Below are 15,854 nucleotides of genomic sequence, written 5' to 3' on the forward strand. Positions count from 1 at the left end.
CTCCCGGCGTCGCACGCCGTCGGTTGTTTCGGGGCAGGGGTCATCGCGGGAGGCCGCGTCGGCGGCTCCCGGGGGTGGTACGGGATGGGTCAGGTCAGGGCGGGTAGCTGGACGTCGACCCGCAGGCCACCGTCCTCGCCCGGCCGGGCGGCGATGATGCCGCCGTGCGCCTGGGTGATCGAGCGGGCGATGGCCAGGCCGAGCCCGGCCCCGCCGCCCTGGTTGGTCCGGTCCCGGGCCAGGCGCCGGAACGGTTCGAAGAGCCCGGCGACCGCCTCGCCCGGCACGGCCTGGCCGGTGTTGACCACGGTCAGCGCCGGGTTCCCGCCGACCGTGACGGTGAGCCGGCCGCCCGGCCGGTTGTACTTGATCGCGTTCTCGACCAGGTTGGTGACCAGGCGTTCCAGCAGCACCCGCTCGCCCGGCACGAGTCGCGGCGTCAGCTGGCTCTCCACCGTGACCCCGACCTCGGCCGCCCGGTCGGCGTACACGGCCAGCACGGTGGCGACGATCTCGTCGAGGCGCTGCGGGGTGGAGGAGCGCAGCCCCTGGTCGCTCTCGCTGAGCGCGAGCAGCCCTTCGATGAGCCGCTCGTTGCGCTCGTTGGTGGCCAGCAGCTGGGCGGTGAGCAGGTCGAGCTGCTCGGCGGTGAGCGACTGGGCCATGCCCACCTCGATCAGGGTCCGCTGCACCGCCAGCGGCGTACGCAGCTCGTGCGAGGCGTTCGCGGCGAACCGCCGCTGCCCCTCGTAGCCGGCGGTGACCCGGTCCATCATGTCGTCGATCGCGCGGGAGAGCCGGGCCAGCTCGTCCCGGCCGCCGCGCCGGATCCGGTAGCCGAGGTTCTGCGGGCCGAGGTTGGCGATCGGGCCGGCGAGGTCGCCCACCGGGCGCAGGCACCAGCGGGCCGCCGCCCACACCGCGACACCCCCGGCCGCCAGCACCGCCAACTCGGTGAGCAGGGGCAGCAGCGGCACGAACGGGCGGGCCGGCTCGCAGACCGCGCCGATGGTGGCCACACCGCAGAACCGCTGGATCCGCCACCACAGCAGTCCGAGCAGCCACTTGAGCACGTTGGGCAGCAGGAAGCCGGCGAGCAGGGCGAGCACCCCGACCAGTAGGACCCGGCGACGGGGGCTCACGCCGGCTCGCCGATCCGGTAACCGGCCTTCGGCACGGTGTGGATGACGGAGGGCGCGCCGAGCTTCTTGCGCAACGTCATCACGGTGACCCGGACCGCGTTGGTGAACGGGTCGGCGAACTCGTCCCAGGCCTGTTCGAGCAGCTCCTCGGCGCTGACCACGCCGCCAGCGGCCCGCATCAGCACGTGCAGGACGGCGAACTCCTTGGGGCTCAGGCTCAGCGGTCGCCCGTCCCGGGTGACGGTGTGCCGGGCCACGTCAAGCACCACCCCGTGCCGCTCCAGCACCGGGGGCACCGCCGGGGCGGACCGCCGGCCCAGCGCCTGCACCCGGGCCACCAGTTCGGCGAAGGCGAACGGCTTGGTCAGGTAGTCGTCGGCGCCGAGCCCGAGACCCGCCACCCGGTCCCGGATCCCGGCCGCCGCGGTGAGCAGCAGCACCCGGGTGCCCGCGGCGGAGCCGGCGAGGCTGCGGCAGACCTCGTCGCCGGTGGCCCCGGGCATGTCCCGGTCCAGCACGGCCACGTCGTACCGGTTGACCCCGATCCGTTCCAGCGCGCCGTCGCCGTCGTAGCAGACGTCGACCGCCATCGAGAACCGACGCAGCCCTTCGGCGACCGTGTCCGCCAGCAACCGCTCGTCGTCCGCCACCAGTACCCGCACCGCGCTCCGCTCCCCCGTGCTCCTCGTCCGTCCCACCTACGGTCCCAGGCCGGAGATAAGGGTTCCGTAAGCGCCGCCGCAGCCATCCTCCACTCCACCGGGGCCGGAACAACCGCAGCTCGCAAAGGGTGTCACCCGATGCGCCGGGTTGCGGCGTTCGTCCCGCCCGCGGCGACCCGCGCGAGCCCCGTGGGTGAGCCGGATCACGCCCGGCCGGACCAGGGTCCGGGATTCGCGATGGGCCGGGCCCGGCGCGGGTTGGCGATCAGAGGTGAGCTGGGTCACCATGGGCGCGAGGAGGTCGCCGATGACCGACCCGTGGCTCGCCCTGGAGTTCGGCGCCGATCCGGCGGAGCGGATCGCGCAGGTCGGCGCCGCCCACGAAGCGTTCCTCACCGCCGGCACCACCCCCGACCGGGTCCGCGACGTGGTCCGCCGGTCCTGGGAGCGGTCCGCGCTGCTCGACCCGGAGGCCACCGCCCCGGTCGACCTCGCCGACGACGCGCTGGAGAGCTACCGGGCCGGGCATCCGCTGGCCCGCGTGCTGCCGCTCTTCCGCGACCTGCTCGGCGGCATCGCCCAGGACGGCGCGCACCTCATGGCGGTCTGCGACGCGTACGGGCGGCTGCTCTGGGTGGAGGGGCACCCCGGGGTGCTCCGGCACGCCGAGCGGATGAACTTCGTGCCCGGCGCGCGCTGGGACGAGGCGCACGCCGGCACCAACGCCCCCGGCACCGCCCTGGCCGTCGACCACAGCGTGCAGATCTTCGCCACCGAGCACTTCGTCCGGCCGGTGCAGCGCTGGACCTGCGCCGCCGCGCCGATCCACGACCCGCTCAGCGGGCGGCTGCTCGGCGCCGTCGACATCACCGGGGGCGACCACCTGGCCACCCCGCAGAGCCTCGCCCTGGTCCGGGCCACCGCCCGCGCCGCCGAGGCGTTCCTGATGGCCGGCGCGGCACCCGCCGAGCCGGACGTGCTGCACGTCGCCGCCCTCGGCCGGGACGAGGCGCAGCTGCGCGTCGGCGGCCGGCGGATCCGGCTCGGCCGCCGGCACAGCGAACTGCTGGTGCTGCTGACCGAACACCCGGAGGGGCGCACCGGCGAGCAACTCGGCCTCGACCTGTACGGCGACGACCGGCTGCACCCGGTCACCCTGCGCGCCGAACTGTCCCGGCTGCGCCGGGCGCTCGGTGAGGAGGTCCTCGACTCCCGCCCGTACCGGCTGCGTCCGGCCGTGCGCGCCGACTTCCGTACCGTCACCGAGCTGCTGGAGCACGGCGACCCGGCGGGGGCGCTCCAGGCGTACGCCGGGCCCCTGCTGCCCGGGTCGGACGCGCCGGGAGTGGCGCGACTGCGCCGCCTGCTCGACGGCCAGCTCCGCGCGGCCGTGCTGGCCACCGCCGACGCGGGGCTGCTGGCGGACTGGACCGCCACGCCCGCCGGCGCCGGCGACCTCACCGCCTGGCAGGCCCTGGCGCGGGCGCTGCCGCCGGGTGCGCCGCGCCGGCCCCTCGCCCTCGTGCGGGCCCGCCAGCTCGCCCAGGAGTACGACCTGCCCCGCGCAACGTCGCTGCAACGTCCCCGAAACTAGCGTCGGCGCCGTCCACCCCTCACGGACGGCGGAGGTACCCATGACGCGCTACGACGCCCCCACCCACTGGCAGTCCCGCTACGACCACTTCATCGGCGGCGAGTACGTGAAACCGCACGGCGGCCGGTACTTCCAGAACCCCACCCCGGTCACCGGAGAAACCTTCTGCGAGGTGGCCCGCGGCACCGCCGAGGACGTCGAGAAGGCCCTCGACGCCGCGCACGGCGCCGCCGACGCCTGGGGTCGCACCCCGGTCGCCGAGCGCTCGCTGATCCTCAACCGGATCGCCGACCGGATGCAGGAGAACCTGGAGTCCCTGGCCGTCGCCGAGACCTGGGAGAACGGCAAGGCGGTACGCGAATCCCTGGCCGCCGACATTCCGCTCGCGATCGACCACTTCCGCTACTTTGCCGGCGCCATCCGGGCCCAGGAGGGCTCCCTCGGCGAGCTGGACGACGACACCGTGGCGTACCACTTCCACGAGCCGCTGGGCGTGGTCGGGCAGATCATCCCGTGGAACTTCCCGATCCTCATGGCGGTCTGGAAGCTCGCCCCGGCGCTCGCCGCCGGCAACGCCGTGGTGCTCAAGCCCGCCGAGCAGACGCCCGCCTCGATCCACTACCTGCTCTCGCTGGTCGGCGACCTGCTCCCGCCGGGCGTGGTCAACGTGGTCAACGGCTTCGGTGTCGAGGCGGGCAAGCCGCTGGCGTCCTCGCCCCGGGTGGCGAAGGTGGCGTTCACCGGCGAGACCACCACCGGGCGGCTGATCATGCAGTACGCCAGCGAGAACATCAAGCCGGTCACCCTGGAGCTGGGCGGCAAGAGCCCGAACATCTTCTTCGACGACGTCAGCGCCGCCTCCGACGACTTCCGGGACAAGGCGCTGGAGGGCTTCACCATGTTCGCCCTCAACCAGGGCGAGGTGTGCACCTGCCCGTCCCGGGCGCTGATCCAGCAGGGCCACTACGCCGACTTCCTCGCCGCGGCGGTGGCGCGTACCGAGGCGATCGTCGCCGGGCACCCGCTCGACACCGACACGATGATCGGTGCGCAGGCCTCCAACGACCAGCTGGAGAAGATCCTCTCCTACCTGGACATCGGGCGGCAGGAGGGTGCGCGCGTCCTGACCGGCGGTGAGCGGGCCGACCTGGGCGGCGAACTGTCCGGCGGCTACTACGTGCAGCCGACGATCTTCGAGGGCGACAACTCGATGCGGATCTTCCAGGAGGAGATCTTCGGCCCGGTGGTGTCGGTGGCCTCCTTCGCCGACCTGGACGACGCCGTGAAGATCGCCAACGACACCCTGTACGGGCTCGGGGCCGGCGTGTGGACCCGGGACCTGAACACCGCGTACCGGGCCGGGCGGGCGATCCAGGCCGGCCGGGTCTGGACCAACTGCTACCACGCCTACCCGGCGCACGCCGCGTTCGGCGGGTACAAGCAGTCCGGCATCGGCCGGGAGAACCACAAGATGATGCTGGAGCACTACCAGCAGACCAAGAACCTGCTGGTCAGCTACTCCCCCAAGAAGCTGGGCTTCTTCTGATGGGTGACCCGGTCACCCTGACCCCCGCGGCGGCCGACCTGATCCGGTCGCTGCGGGGGCAGCACGGCCCGCTGATGTTCCACCAGTCCGGCGGCTGCTGCGACGGCAGCGCCCCGATGTGCTATCCCGCCGGCGAGTTCCGCACCGGCGGATCGGACGTCCTGCTCGCGGCGCTCGCGGTCGACGGGGTGCCCGAGCCGGTCGAGTTCTGGATGTCCGCCGCCCAGTGGAAGCTGTGGAAGCACACCCGGCTCACGGTCGACGTGGTGCCGGGCTGCGGCAGCGGCTTCTCCCTGGAAGCCCCCGAGGGCGTCCGCTTCCTCATCCGTTCCCGACTGGCCTGACGGTCACCGGGGCGGGCCGGCTCTCGATACCGCCTGCCCCGGCCGGCCCGGCCCGCTCTGGCTGCCCCGGGGGAAGGTACCGGTCAGCCGAGGCTGAAGAGGACGTTGTCCAGCTGGCCGCGGAACTGGTCGTTGTTGGTCAGCCCCGTCCCCTTGGCCCCGATGTTCACGTTGGCGGTGCTGCTGATGTTCATGCCGGCCTTGTCATTGGTGTCCACCGGCTGGTTGTCCACCAGCAGGGTCAGCACGTTGCCCCGCCGCTTGCACTGGACGAACGTCCAGCCCTGGTCGGCGATCGAGGTGGGCGAGGTGAGCCGCACCTCGGCCGTCGTGCCGTCGGCCAACGTGCCCTTGATGCGGCAGCCCGGCACGCCGGCGTCCAGCTGGAGCTTCCACTGCGTCGGGTCGTTGAACACGCCCTTCTGCACCAGGTTCGCCCCGGTGGTCACCTGGGCCGAGGTCACCTTGGCCAGCGCGCTGACCGTGAAGTCCCCGCTGCCCGGGTTCAGGGCCGCCGCGTGCGGGACCTGGACAATGGCGCTGCCCGTGGCGGGGAAGGCGAGTGCCGGACTGCTGCCCGTACCGTTCGGCCGGGTCGCCCGCGAGATGCTGCCCCCGCCGTTCACCGCGATGCAACCGGAATCGCCCGGCGTGGCCACGTCGGCGAAGCATCCCGCCGTCCATGGCCCTGGCTCTACCTGGCCGGTGGGCGTGGCGTCGAAGTCGAGGCGCAACTGCTCGGTGGCGGCGTACGCGGGCGCGGTGTCCACCAGCGCGGCGGCCAGGGTGACGGCGCCCAGAGCGAGCGCGGACATGGTTCGACCCATGACAGGTCCTCCGAAGAGTGGTGCCGCGGTCCCCCGTATGGCCGCAGCGTCCCCACATGATCACCACACCCACCACGCCTGTCAATGCCCGCCGACAGGCGCAGGTCAGTCGTCGCAGCCGTACCCGTCGCCGTCCCGGTCCAGCCGGTAGATGTCGGTGCCGATGACACGAATCGGGCCGCTGACGTACGCCGGACCGTTGCCACCGCCGCCCGCACAGTCGACGTCGCTGGCGATCGGCACGCAGCCGCTGTAGTTCGGATCGCACCGCGACGTCCGTTTGGTTCCAACGGCGACGACCTGGGTGACCGGCCGCTTCGTGATCACCGAGCTGACCAGCCGCCGTCCGGTCGGCACCCCGTCGATGAGGGTGACCTCGTAGGTGAGGGTACGGACACCGTTGACGCCACGGGTCCGCACCACGCGCTTCCCCTCGGTCAGATCGGGGTCCTTGACCGTGCGGACCGCGTACCGAATCGACTGCCGCTCGGTCTCGGTCCGCGTCGCCACCGACGGCGACGGCGACGGCGCGGCCGTCGTGGCCTCCGGCGTCGGCTCAGTCGCGGTGGCGTCCTCGACGATCGGTGCCGCAGCGGGTCGTTCGTTCGCCTTCTTCGTCGTGGTGGTGCCGTCCTGCTGCGGATTCTCAGTGAACGCGCCGATGACGGCCATCCCCGAACAGCAGAGGAGGAAGACCGAGAGCAGGATTCCGCCGATGATGACGCCGGACCGCCCACCCGGGCTCAATCGAGCGAACCAACCGGGCCGCTTCGGCGGCGGAACGGGAGCGGGCCCGTAGGGCTGGCCGGGCATCGGGGAGGGCGAGGTGGTCACGATGCAGAGTCTGCTGCTCACGAACCGCTCTCGGATCCGCCGGACCTCTCCTCGTCCCCATCGGTCGTCGGGCTGAGGTGCACCACAGGAAGCCATCCAGACGCCGACGGTCGCCGGGACTGCCACCAACCGGCGATCCCACCTGGATGATCGCCGGAGCTGACCTCACCGGTCGGCGCGGCTGCGGCGCCCGGGGTCCATCGGCCCCTCAGGCGATCTGCCGGAGGTCGTCGCCGTAGTCGAAGATGATCCGCAGTTTTGCGCCGAGGGCGTTCGCGTACCGCGCGAGGGTGGCCACCTCGTTCACGTCGAGGTCGCCGTTCTCGATCTGGCTCACCCGGCCCGGCGTAACCCCCATCAGCTCCGCGACCTGGCGCTGGGTCAGACCCAACCGCTTCCGCTCCTCGGCCAGGTGGAAGGCGCTCACCCAGGCCTCGGTCCGAGCACGCTCCTGCGCGTAGGCGGCGTCGTCACCCCCGAGCTCGGCCCGTACCTCGTCCCAGTCATAGAATTCCGTCACCGCTCCCCCCTCCGCTCGCGCTCGTGGTCAAGCCACGTCTTGTAGGCGACCTCCGCCGACGGGATGCTCTGCTGATACCACCGGACCCAGTTCCCGGCCTTGTTACCGGCGACCAACAACACGGCCTGCGACCAGGGGTCGAAGACGAACAGGATGCGGATCGCCACGTCCCGGCCCGACCGGGGCCGGAGTTCCTTCAGGTTGTGAATACTGCTGCCGCGGAGTGTGTCAACGAGTGGCCGCCCGAGCCCGGGACCGACCTCGGCCAGCTTGTCCACGGCCACCCGTACGCTCTCGTAGGACTCCGGGTCGCTCCGCCGCAGCTCGCGCAACCACTGGCGGACTTCCCCGGTAACCCGGACCGACCAAGATCCTCCTACCACACCCACGCGTCAACTATAGCTCTAACTAAACCTGCTCAGCGGGAGTCGAGGAGGGGTTGGGTGGGGTTCCAGGGTGGGGCGCCGGCGGCGTCGCGGCGGCGGCGGGCGATCGCCGACAGGGCCTCCAGGACGACCCGGTTGCCGAGGAAGGCGGTGATGTCGGCGTGGTCGTACGGCGGGGCGACCTCGACCACGTCGACCCCGACCACGGGCAGTTCGTAGCAGCAGCGGCGGACGGCGTCCAGGAGCTGCCGGGAGGTCAGTCCGCCCGGTTCCGGGGTGCCGGTGCCGGGCGCCATGCCGGGGTCGACCACGTCCACGTCGACGGAGAGGAAGACGCCCTCGCACTCGTCGACCGCGATCCCGAACGCCTCGGTGAGGCAGGTGTCCAGCCCGCGCGCGACCACCTCGGTCATCTCGTACGAGCGCATCCGCTGCTGCGCCATCCAGGCCAGGGTCGGCGGGCCGGGCCAGTAGCCGCGCAGGCCGATCTGGAGGAAGCGGTCGCCGCGTACCGCGCCGGACTCGATGAGCCGGCGCATCGGCTGGCCGTGCCCGTGCAGCGAGCCGAACTCGATGTCCCCGGTGTCGGCGTGCGCGTCGAAGTGGACCAGCGACACCCGGCCGAGCCCGTGGTGCCGGGCCACTCCGGTGGCGTCGGGCAGGGCGATGGAGTGGTCGCCGCCGAGCACGATCGGGATCGCCCCGGCGGCGGCGACCGCGTGCACGGCGGTCTCCAGTGCGGCCAGCGACCGTTCGATGTCGCCGGAGAACATCTCCACGTCGCCCGCGTCGTACACGCGCAGGTCCCGCAGGCCGTCGACGCGCAGCGCCAGCGACGGGCGGGAGCCGTCGTGCGGCAGGTAGCAGGCCTGCCGGATGGCGGACGGGCCGAACCGGGTGCCGGGCCGGTGCGAGGTGCCGCCGTCGAAGGGCGCGCCGACGATCACCACGTCCGCGTCGGCGTAGGTGACCGGCTCCTCCAGGGTGCAGGGCGGTACGCCGAGGAAGGTGATGTCGGGGCCGTACATCGGGCCGTAGCGGGTCACCGTTCCTCCATCCCCCACGGCGAGCCGTAGGCGGTCAGCAGGTCGAGGAAGGGTAGCGGGGGCAGGGCCTCGGGGCCGAGCACCCCGCTGCCGGACCAGGCGCCGGTGGCCAGCAGTTCCAGGGCGACGACCGGGTTGACGGCGGTCTGCCAGACCACCGCCTGGTGGCCGTACTCCGCCATCGACCACTCGTTGTCGACCACGTGGTAGAGGTAGACCCGGCGGGGCCGGCCGTCCACGCCGGTGCCGGTCACGTACGTGCCGGCGCAGGTCTTGCCGCGCATCCGGTCGCCGAGGGTGGCCGGGTCGGGCAGGCAGGCGGCCACGACGTCGCGGGGCGCGACCGAGGCGCCGCCCACCCGCACCGGGGTGACCGCGTCGAGGCCGAGCTTGTGCAGCGTCTTCAGCACCTCGATGAACTCGTCGCCGAGGCCGTACTTGAAGGTGACCCGCTTCGCCTCGATCCAGCGCGGGATGAGCAGCACCTCCTCGTGCTCGACGTTGACGCACTCGACCGGGCCGATCCCGGCCGGGAACTCGAACACCTCCGGCTCGGAGAAGGGCGCCGTGGTGTACCAGCCGCGGCCGGCCTCCCAGACCACCGGCGGGTTCAGGCACTCCTCGATGGTGGTCCAGATGGAGAACGACGGCGCGAAGTCGTAGCCGTCGACGGTGAGGTTCGCCCCGTCGCGTACCCCGATCTCGTCGATCTCGGCGAAGAGTTCGTCGGCGGCGTAGCGGGCGAAGACGTCGGAGAGGCCGGGCTCCACGCCGATCCCGCAGAGCGCCAGCCGGCCGGCGTCCGCCCAGGCGGCGGCCGCCGCGAACTGCTCGTCGCCGAGCTTCACGCCGGTCTCCGTGTGCGGCGCGTCCGGGTGCGGTCGGGACAGGGACATCGCCATGTCGAGGTAGTCGGCCCCGGCGGCGAACGCGCCGTCGAAGATCGGCATGACGAAGCGCGGGTCGACCGCGTTGAGCACGTGGGTGATCCGGTGCTCCCGGCAGAGCGCGGCGACCGCGTCGGCGGAGGAGGCGTCGACGGTCGCGGCGACGAACCGGTCGCCGTGGCCGGCGACCGCCCGCGCGGCGCGGGCCGGGTCGTGGTCGGCGACGACCATGGTCTCGAAGAAGGAGCGGCGGGCGGCGATGGCGACGGCGGCGGAGCCGACGCCGCCGGCGCCGACGAGCAGGATGCGCATCAGGAATCGAACCCCAGTCCAAGACGATCGAGAGTACGGAGCCAGAGGTTGCGCCGGCCCTCGTGCGCGTCGGCGCGGGCGAGCGACCAGCGGGTGAGGTGGATGCCGGCGGCCCGGACCGGCTCCGGCGGGAACGGCAGCGGCTTGCGGCGGACCAGGTCGAGCCGGGTCAGCGGGGTCTCCTCGCCACCGAGCAGGTCGAGCATCACCCGGGCGCCGAAGCGGGTGGCGCCGACGCCGAGCCCGGTGAACCCGGCCGCGTACGCGAGCCGCCCCTGGTAGCCGGTGCCGAAGAACGCGCAGAACCGGGTGCAGGTGTCGATGACCCCGCCCCAGCGGTGGCTGAACCGCAGCCCAGCCAGTTGCGGGAAGGTGGTGAAGAAGTGGTCGGCGAGCGCGGTGAAGGTGGCCGTCCGCTGTTCCAGCGACGGTGCCATCCGGTTGCCGTAGTGGTAGACCGCGTCGTAGCCGCCGAACAGGATCCGGCCGTCGGCGGTGATCCGGTAGTAGTGGAACTGGTTGCCGGTGTCGGCGAGCCCTTGCCGGTTGGCCCACCCGATCGCGTCCCGCTGGGCCGGGGTCAGCGGTTCGGTCATCAGCGCGTAGTCGTAGACCGGCACCAGCCAGGCGCGCAGCCGGCGCAGCAGCGGCGGGAACGCGTTGGTGGCGAGCGCCACCTGCCGGGCCCGGACCGCGCCCGGGGCGGCGTCCGGACCGCCGGCCGTGGTCGCCCGCAGCGCGCCGCCGTCCCGGGCCAGGCCGGTGACCCGGGTGTGTTCGTGGATGCGTACGCCGAGGTCGAGGGCGGCCCGGCGGAGTCCCCAGGCCAGCCGCGCCGGGTCGAGCATGGCCACCCGGTCCCGGTCCCACAGCCCGCCGAGGTACGTCGGCGAGTGCACCTCGGCCCGTACCTCGTCGCGGTCGAGCAGGTGGACGTCGTGGCCGTACCGGCGTCCCAGCTCGGCGTCGGCGGCCAGCCCGGCGAGCTGGTACGGCTCGACGGCCACGGCCAGTTCGCCGCTGCGGTCGAAGTCGCAGTCGATGCCGTGCCGCGCCACGGTCGCCGCGATGGCGTCGAGGTTCTCCCGGCCGAGCCGGTCCAGCTCGGCGATCTCGCCGGGGAACCGGTCGACGCCGTTGGCCAGGCCGTGGGTGAGGGACGCCGCGCAGAAGCCGCCGTTGCGCCCCGACGCCGCCCAGCCGCAGGTGCCGGCCTCGGCCAGGAGCACGTCCCGGTCGGGTCGGGCCTCCTTGGCCAGCAGCGCCGTCCAGAGCCCGGCGTACCCGCCGCCGACGATCAGCAGGTCGGCCTGGTGCGGGCCGGCCAGCGGCGGCAGCGGGTCGGGGCGGTCCGGCCGGTCGAGCCAGTACGGGACGGGCGCGGCGTCGGCCAGCGCCCGGCCGCTATGCGGGAGGGTCATGACGCGCTCTTCGGCGCCCCGACGGCGGCGACGGGCGCCGCGAGAGCCGCGCGCCGGGCTCGACGGCCCCGTAGCGAGCTGGCCCCGACCACCGTCAGCGCGATCACGAACATCGCCGTGCCGATGACGTTGACCTGGGGTGGGATGCCCTTCCCGGCGGCGCCCCAGACGTACATCGGGAAGGTGACGGTGGTGCCCGAGTTGAAGTTCGTGATGATGAAGTCGTCGAAGCTGAGCGAGAAGGCGAGCAGCGCGGCCGCCACGATGCCGGGCAGCACCAGCGGCAGGGTGATCCGCCGGAAGGTCTGCCACTCGTTGGCGTACAGGTCCATGGCGGCCTCCTCGAGCCGCCGGTCCATGCCGGCGAGGCGGGCCTTCACGGTGACCACGACGAACGACACGCAGAACATCACGTGCGCGATGACGATGGTCCAGAAGCCCAGCGGGATCTGCGCGGCCACGAAGAGGGCGAGCAGCGAGGTGCCCATCACCAGTTCGGGGGTGGCCATCGGCAGGAAGATCAGCCCGTTGATCCCGGCCCGACCCCGGAAGCCGTGCCGGACCAGGGCGAACGCCATCAGGGTCCCGAGGACGGTGGAGATGACCGTGGCGATCAGGCCGATCTCGATGCTGCGGACGACCGCGTCGCGCATCTCCACCGTGGGGAAGGGATGGGTCCAGTTGTCCAGGGTGAACTCGTGGAAGTCGTAGGACAGCCGGCTGGAGGGCCGGTTGAAGGAGAGCCCGGCCACCACGATGATCGGCAGCGAGAGGTAGAGGAGGACGAGCAGGGCCACCCCCATCACCCACCGGTCGGCGAGCCAGCGGCGCATCACCACGCACCTCCGTTCGCGACCGTGGGGCTCCGCTTCGCCGCGCTTCGCGTGCTCACAGAACCTCCTCCGTGCCGGCCTTGCGCAGGTAGCCGAAGACGATCGCGAGGATCGCCGCCATCAGCAGGAACGACAGGGCCGCGCCCTGCGGGTAGTCCAGCCGGACCAGGAACGCCGAGTCGATGACGTTGCCGATCATGTACTCGTTCGGCGTGCCGAGCAGTTCGGCGTTGATGTAGTCGCCGGTGGCCGGGATGAAGAAGAGCAGCGTGCCGGCGATCACCCCGGGCATGGACAGCGGCAGGGTGACCTTCTGGAAGGCCCGCAGCGGGCTGGCGTACAGGTCGCTCGCCGCCTCCAGCAGGCGCGGGTCGAGCCGTTCCAGGCTCGCGTACAGCGGCAGCACCAGGAAGGGCAGGAGGTTGTAGGTGAGGCCGAGCACCACCGCGAACGGGGTGGCCAGCAGCCGGCCGTCCGGGCCGAGCAGGTGCACGTCGCGCAGCAGCCCGACCACCCAGCCGTGGTCCGACAGGATGGTCTTCCAGGCCAGGGTGCGGACCAGGAAGCTGGTGAACATCGGCGCGACCACGGCGACCAGCAGCAGGTTCTTCCACCGGCCGGCCTTCTGCGCGATCCCGTACGCCAGCGGGTAGCCCATCAGCAGGGCCAGCACGAGTGCGATCGCGGAGTAGCCGAACGAGCGGGCGAGCTGCGGCCAGTACTGCTCGAGCGCGGCCGGGTAGTTGCCGAAGGCCCCGGTCATCGCGTACCCGGTGGCGAGCGATCCGCTCGGGTCGTAGAGGCTGGCGGCGGCGAGTTGGAGCAGCGGCAGGGCGAAGAAGACCAGCAGCCAGGCCGCGCCCGGCAGCAGCAGCAGGTACGGCAGCAGCCGGTGGCGCCCCCGGCGGGGGGCCGGCGGCGCTGCCGGCTCCCCCGCCGGGGTGGACACGTGCGCCAGGGCGCTCATGACCCGACACCCACCGGCGGTTCGTCGAGCAGCGGCGCGGTCTGGTCGTCCTCGCCGGGCGCGCGGGGCAGCAGGAAGGCGTGCCGCGGGTCCCAGTGCGCGGTCACCGGGGTGCCGAGGGCGAACCGGCCGCCGACCCCGCCGTTCGCGACGAAGACCGACAGCTCGCTGCCCCACGCCGTGCGGATCAGGTACTGGGTGCTCACTCCGACGTAGGAGGCGTCGGTGACCACGCCGCCGAGGTGCTGGTGCGCGCCGGGCACCGCGCCGGGGTCCGCGGCCAGGTGCAGCTTCTCGGGGCGTACCCCGAGGAAGACCGGCCCGTGGTCGACGCGGGCCCGGGCCGCCGGCACCGCGAAGCGCGAGCCGTGCGCGGTGACCGGCACCTCGTCGCCGGCCCGTCCGGACGCCTCGCCGGCGAGCAGGTTGGACTGGCCGAGGAAGTTCGCGACGAACGCGGTCGCCGGGTACTCGTAGAGGTCGGCGGGGGCGCCGAGCTGTTCGATCCGGCCGGCGTTCATCACCGCGACCGTGTCGGCCATGGTCATGGCCTCCTCCTGGTCGTGGGTGACGTGCACGAAGGTGATGCCGACCTCGGTCTGGATCCGCTTCAGCTCGATCTGCATCTGCCGGCGCAGCTTCAGGTCGAGCGCGCCGAGCGGCTCGTCGAGGAGCAGCACCTGCGGGTGGTTGATCAGGGCGCGGGCCAGCGCGACCCGCTGCTGCTGGCCGCCGGAGAGCTGGGCCGGTTTGCGCCGGCCGTACCCGTCGAGCTGCACCAGCGCGAGCATCCGCTCGACCTGGTCGGTCACCTTCCGGATGCCGCGCCGGCGCAGCCCGAAGGCGACGTTCTCGTGGATGTCGAGGTGCGGGAAGAGCGCGTAGCTCTGGAAGACGGTGTTCACCGGCCGCTTGTACGGCCGCAGCCCGGCGATGTCCCGGTCGCCGAGCAGCACCTGCCCGCTGGTCGGTTCCTCCAGTCCGGCGATCATCCGCAGGGTGGTGGTCTTGCCGCAGCCGGACGCCCCGAGCAGGGCGAAGAACGAGCCCTGCGGGACGGTCAGGCTGAGGTCGTCGACCGCGGTGAAGACGCCGAACCGCTTGGTCAGGTTGGCCAGCCGCAGATCGCCGGCCGGTGTCTCGGATGCCATCCTGGTCACGCCCCGATGACCTGCTGGAACTTGGTCTCGTACTCCTTCTCCCGCTTTTCGTCCAGGGCCATGAAGACCTTGGACTTCGACAGCATCGCGTCGTCGGGGAAGATGAGCGGGTTGCTCGCCAGGTCCGGGTCGATCTTCTCCATCTCGGCCTGGGCGCCCTTGACCGGGCAGATGTAGTTGACGTACGCGGCCAGCTTCGCGGCCACCGCCGGGTCGTAGTAGTAGTTGATCATTTCTTCGGCGTTGGCCCGGTGGCTGGCCTTGTTCGGCACCAGCATGTTGTCCGACCAGAGCATCACGCCGGACTCGGGCACCACGAACTTGATCTTCTCGTCCTCGAAGCCGAGCTGGATCACGTCGCCGGACCAGCCGATGCACGCGGCGATGTCGCCCTTGGCCAGGTCGGGAGCGTAGTCGTTGCCGGTGAACTTGCGGATCTGCTTGGCGTCGACGGCCTTCTTGAGCTTGTTGAGCGCGTCGTCGAACTGGGCCGTGGTGAAGTTGGCCGGGTCGTGTCCGTTGGACTGGAGCAGCAGGCCCATCGTGTCGCGCATCTCGGACAGCGCGGTCACCTTGCCCTTGAGGTCGGGGCGGGTGAGCAGCTCGTCGACGGTGCGGATCTCCTTGGTCACCTTGGCGTTGTACGCGAGCCCGGCGAGGCCGGACTGCCACGGGATGGCGAGCTGGTTGTCGCTGTCGAAGGAGCGGTTGCGCAGCGAGGGCAGCAGGTTCGCGTCGACGTTGGGCAGCTTGGCCTTGTCCAGCTTCTGGATCCAGCCGAGCCGGATCATCCGGGCGGCCATCCAGTCGGTGAGGACCATGATGTCCCGTCCGGTGGTCTGGCAGCCGGCGAGCTGGTTCTGCACCTTGCCGAAGAACTCGTTGTTGTCGTTGACGTCCTCGGTGTACGTGACCTGGACGCCCGACTTGGCGATGAACGCGTCGAGGGTGGGGCGCTTGGACTCGTCCTTCTCGTCGACGTCCATGTACTGCGGCCAGTTCGAGAAGGCCAGCTTCTTCTCCGTCGCGGAGAGGTCCTCGCTCTTGCAACCGGCCTCGGTCTGCTGGGCGCCCTTCGTGCCGCAGCCGGCGAGCGTGCCCGCGGTGGCGAGCAGCGCGGCCGAGCCGAGGGTGCCGGTGAGCAGACCACGCCGGGTGAGGGGCCGGAGGGGACTACGCATGTGACGACTCCTCTGGGGGTCATCGTCGGCGGCGGGACGGGGGGTGGCACGCCGGCGGGAGGGTCAATGGCGATGGACGACTGATCCTGACATGCAGTGACCTTCCTTACAAGGGATTCCGTTGCGGGAATAGCGATGGACCACGAAATACGCCAGACTGCGCGCGGGCACTACGCTCAGCCCAAGGATCCG

General features: G+C 72.0%; 16 protein-coding genes. 3 read left to right on the forward strand and 13 right to left on the reverse strand.

Annotated features, from left to right (window positions below):
• Positions 1-89: 89 nt before the first annotated feature.
• Both AB0I11_RS08860 and AB0I11_RS08865 read right to left on the reverse strand, forming a co-directional pair.
• On the reverse strand, positions 90-1,142 hold the full coding sequence (locus tag AB0I11_RS08860) for a HAMP domain-containing sensor histidine kinase (protein WP_357315661.1): 1,053 nt from the start codon (positions 1,140-1,142) through the stop codon (positions 90-92).
• Positions 1,139-1,804 carry a response regulator transcription factor gene (locus tag AB0I11_RS08865; RefSeq protein WP_357315664.1) on the reverse strand — a complete coding sequence of 222 codons (666 nt, stop codon included), beginning with the start codon at positions 1,802-1,804 and terminating at the stop codon, positions 1,139-1,141. Before AB0I11_RS08865 ends, AB0I11_RS08860 begins: the two co-directional genes overlap by 4 nt.
• 307 nt (positions 1,805-2,111) lie before the next feature.
• Here AB0I11_RS08865 and AB0I11_RS08870 point away from each other — a divergent pair, with 307 nt between their 5' ends.
• From AB0I11_RS08870 to AB0I11_RS08880, 3 genes are read left to right on the forward strand one after another with little or no spacing between them, the layout of a single operon-like run.
• Positions 2,112-3,398 carry a GAF domain-containing protein gene (locus tag AB0I11_RS08870; protein ID WP_357315668.1) on the forward strand — a complete coding sequence of 429 codons (1,287 nt, stop codon included), beginning with the start codon at positions 2,112-2,114 and terminating at the stop codon, positions 3,396-3,398.
• Positions 3,399-3,438: 40 nt separating this feature from the next.
• On the forward strand, positions 3,439-4,944 hold the full coding sequence (gene adh, locus AB0I11_RS08875) for an aldehyde dehydrogenase (protein WP_357315672.1): 1,506 nt from the start codon (positions 3,439-3,441) through the stop codon (positions 4,942-4,944).
• The gene (locus AB0I11_RS08880; RefSeq protein ID WP_357315676.1) at positions 4,944-5,288 is read left to right on the forward strand and encodes a DUF779 domain-containing protein; all 345 of its coding nucleotides are present in this window, start codon (positions 4,944-4,946) and stop codon (positions 5,286-5,288) included. Before adh ends, AB0I11_RS08880 begins: the two co-directional genes overlap by 1 nt.
• 83 nt (positions 5,289-5,371) lie before the next feature.
• On the opposite strand, the gene AB0I11_RS08885 is transcribed toward AB0I11_RS08880, so the two are convergent.
• The 11 genes from AB0I11_RS08885 to AB0I11_RS08935 form a co-directional block, all read right to left on the reverse strand.
• Positions 5,372-6,115, reverse strand: coding sequence for a LamG-like jellyroll fold domain-containing protein (locus tag AB0I11_RS08885; protein ID WP_357315679.1), 744 nt, complete (start codon positions 6,113-6,115; stop codon positions 5,372-5,374).
• A gap of 105 nt (positions 6,116-6,220) precedes the next feature.
• Entirely contained in the window at positions 6,221-6,787 is a 567-nt protein-coding gene (locus tag AB0I11_RS08890) for a G5 domain-containing protein (protein ID WP_357315682.1), read from the reverse strand.
• Positions 6,788-7,157: 370 nt separating this feature from the next.
• Positions 7,158-7,469, reverse strand: coding sequence for an XRE family transcriptional regulator (locus AB0I11_RS08895; RefSeq protein ID WP_357315685.1), 312 nt, complete (start codon positions 7,467-7,469; stop codon positions 7,158-7,160).
• Positions 7,466-7,852, reverse strand: coding sequence for a type II toxin-antitoxin system RelE/ParE family toxin (locus tag AB0I11_RS08900; RefSeq protein WP_357315899.1), 387 nt, complete (start codon positions 7,850-7,852; stop codon positions 7,466-7,468). The genes AB0I11_RS08895 and AB0I11_RS08900 overlap by 4 nt, the downstream gene beginning before the upstream one ends.
• A 35-nt stretch (positions 7,853-7,887) precedes the next feature.
• Positions 7,888-8,901 (reverse strand): agmatinase, encoded by a 1,014-nt coding sequence (speB, locus tag AB0I11_RS08905; protein ID WP_357315688.1) that lies wholly within the window; start codon positions 8,899-8,901, stop codon positions 7,888-7,890.
• The gene (locus AB0I11_RS08910; RefSeq protein WP_357315690.1) at positions 8,898-10,100 is read right to left on the reverse strand and encodes a saccharopine dehydrogenase C-terminal domain-containing protein; all 1,203 of its coding nucleotides are present in this window, start codon (positions 10,098-10,100) and stop codon (positions 8,898-8,900) included. Before AB0I11_RS08910 ends, speB begins: the two co-directional genes overlap by 4 nt.
• Complete coding sequence (locus tag AB0I11_RS08915; protein ID WP_357315693.1) at positions 10,100-11,521, reverse strand: FAD-dependent oxidoreductase; 1,422 nt, start codon at positions 11,519-11,521, stop codon at positions 10,100-10,102. Before AB0I11_RS08915 ends, AB0I11_RS08910 begins: the two co-directional genes overlap by 1 nt.
• Positions 11,518-12,354: an ABC transporter permease gene (locus AB0I11_RS08920; RefSeq protein WP_357315696.1), complete on the reverse strand. Its 837-nt coding sequence runs from the start codon at positions 12,352-12,354 to the stop codon at positions 11,518-11,520. Before AB0I11_RS08920 ends, AB0I11_RS08915 begins: the two co-directional genes overlap by 4 nt.
• A 55-nt stretch (positions 12,355-12,409) precedes the next feature.
• On the reverse strand, positions 12,410-13,321 hold the full coding sequence (locus AB0I11_RS08925; RefSeq protein WP_357315699.1) for an ABC transporter permease: 912 nt from the start codon (positions 13,319-13,321) through the stop codon (positions 12,410-12,412).
• A complete protein-coding gene (locus AB0I11_RS08930; RefSeq protein WP_357315704.1) occupies positions 13,318-14,472 on the reverse strand; it encodes an ABC transporter ATP-binding protein in 1,155 nt (384 codons plus the stop codon). Before AB0I11_RS08930 ends, AB0I11_RS08925 begins: the two co-directional genes overlap by 4 nt.
• 5 nt (positions 14,473-14,477) lie before the next feature.
• The gene (locus tag AB0I11_RS08935) at positions 14,478-15,662 is read right to left on the reverse strand and encodes a spermidine/putrescine ABC transporter substrate-binding protein (RefSeq protein ID WP_357315707.1); all 1,185 of its coding nucleotides are present in this window, start codon (positions 15,660-15,662) and stop codon (positions 14,478-14,480) included.
• Between the last annotated feature and the right edge of the window lie 192 nt (positions 15,663-15,854).

The sequence above is a fragment of the Micromonospora sp. NPDC050495 genome, assembly GCF_040655175.1.
Taxonomy (GTDB): domain Bacteria; phylum Actinomycetota; class Actinomycetes; order Mycobacteriales; family Micromonosporaceae; genus Micromonospora.

Excerpts from the sequence above, each read along its gene's own strand:
- AB0I11_RS08870 (WP_357315668.1), top strand. The coding sequence starts at position 2,112 with ATGACCGACCCGTGGCTCGCCCTGGAGTTCGGCGCCGATCCGGCGGAG.
- adh (WP_357315672.1), top strand. The coding sequence starts at position 3,439 with ATGACGCGCTACGACGCCCCCACCCACTGGCAGTCCCGCTACGACCAC.
- AB0I11_RS08880 (WP_357315676.1), top strand. The coding sequence starts at position 4,944 with ATGGGTGACCCGGTCACCCTGACCCCCGCGGCGGCCGACCTGATCCGG.
- AB0I11_RS08885 (WP_357315679.1), bottom strand. The coding sequence starts at position 6,115 with ATGGGTCGAACCATGTCCGCGCTCGCTCTGGGCGCCGTCACCCTGGCC.
- AB0I11_RS08890 (WP_357315682.1), bottom strand. The coding sequence starts at position 6,787 with ATGGCCGTCATCGGCGCGTTCACTGAGAATCCGCAGCAGGACGGCACC.
- AB0I11_RS08910 (WP_357315690.1), bottom strand. The coding sequence starts at position 10,100 with ATGCGCATCCTGCTCGTCGGCGCCGGCGGCGTCGGCTCCGCCGCCGTC.
- AB0I11_RS08915 (WP_357315693.1), bottom strand. The coding sequence starts at position 11,521 with ATGACCCTCCCGCATAGCGGCCGGGCGCTGGCCGACGCCGCGCCCGTC.
- AB0I11_RS08920 (WP_357315696.1), bottom strand. The coding sequence starts at position 12,354 with ATGCGCCGCTGGCTCGCCGACCGGTGGGTGATGGGGGTGGCCCTGCTC.
- AB0I11_RS08925 (WP_357315699.1), bottom strand. The coding sequence starts at position 13,321 with ATGAGCGCCCTGGCGCACGTGTCCACCCCGGCGGGGGAGCCGGCAGCG.
- AB0I11_RS08930 (WP_357315704.1), bottom strand. The coding sequence starts at position 14,472 with ATGGCATCCGAGACACCGGCCGGCGATCTGCGGCTGGCCAACCTGACC.
- AB0I11_RS08935 (WP_357315707.1), bottom strand. The coding sequence starts at position 15,662 with ATGCGTAGTCCCCTCCGGCCCCTCACCCGGCGTGGTCTGCTCACCGGC.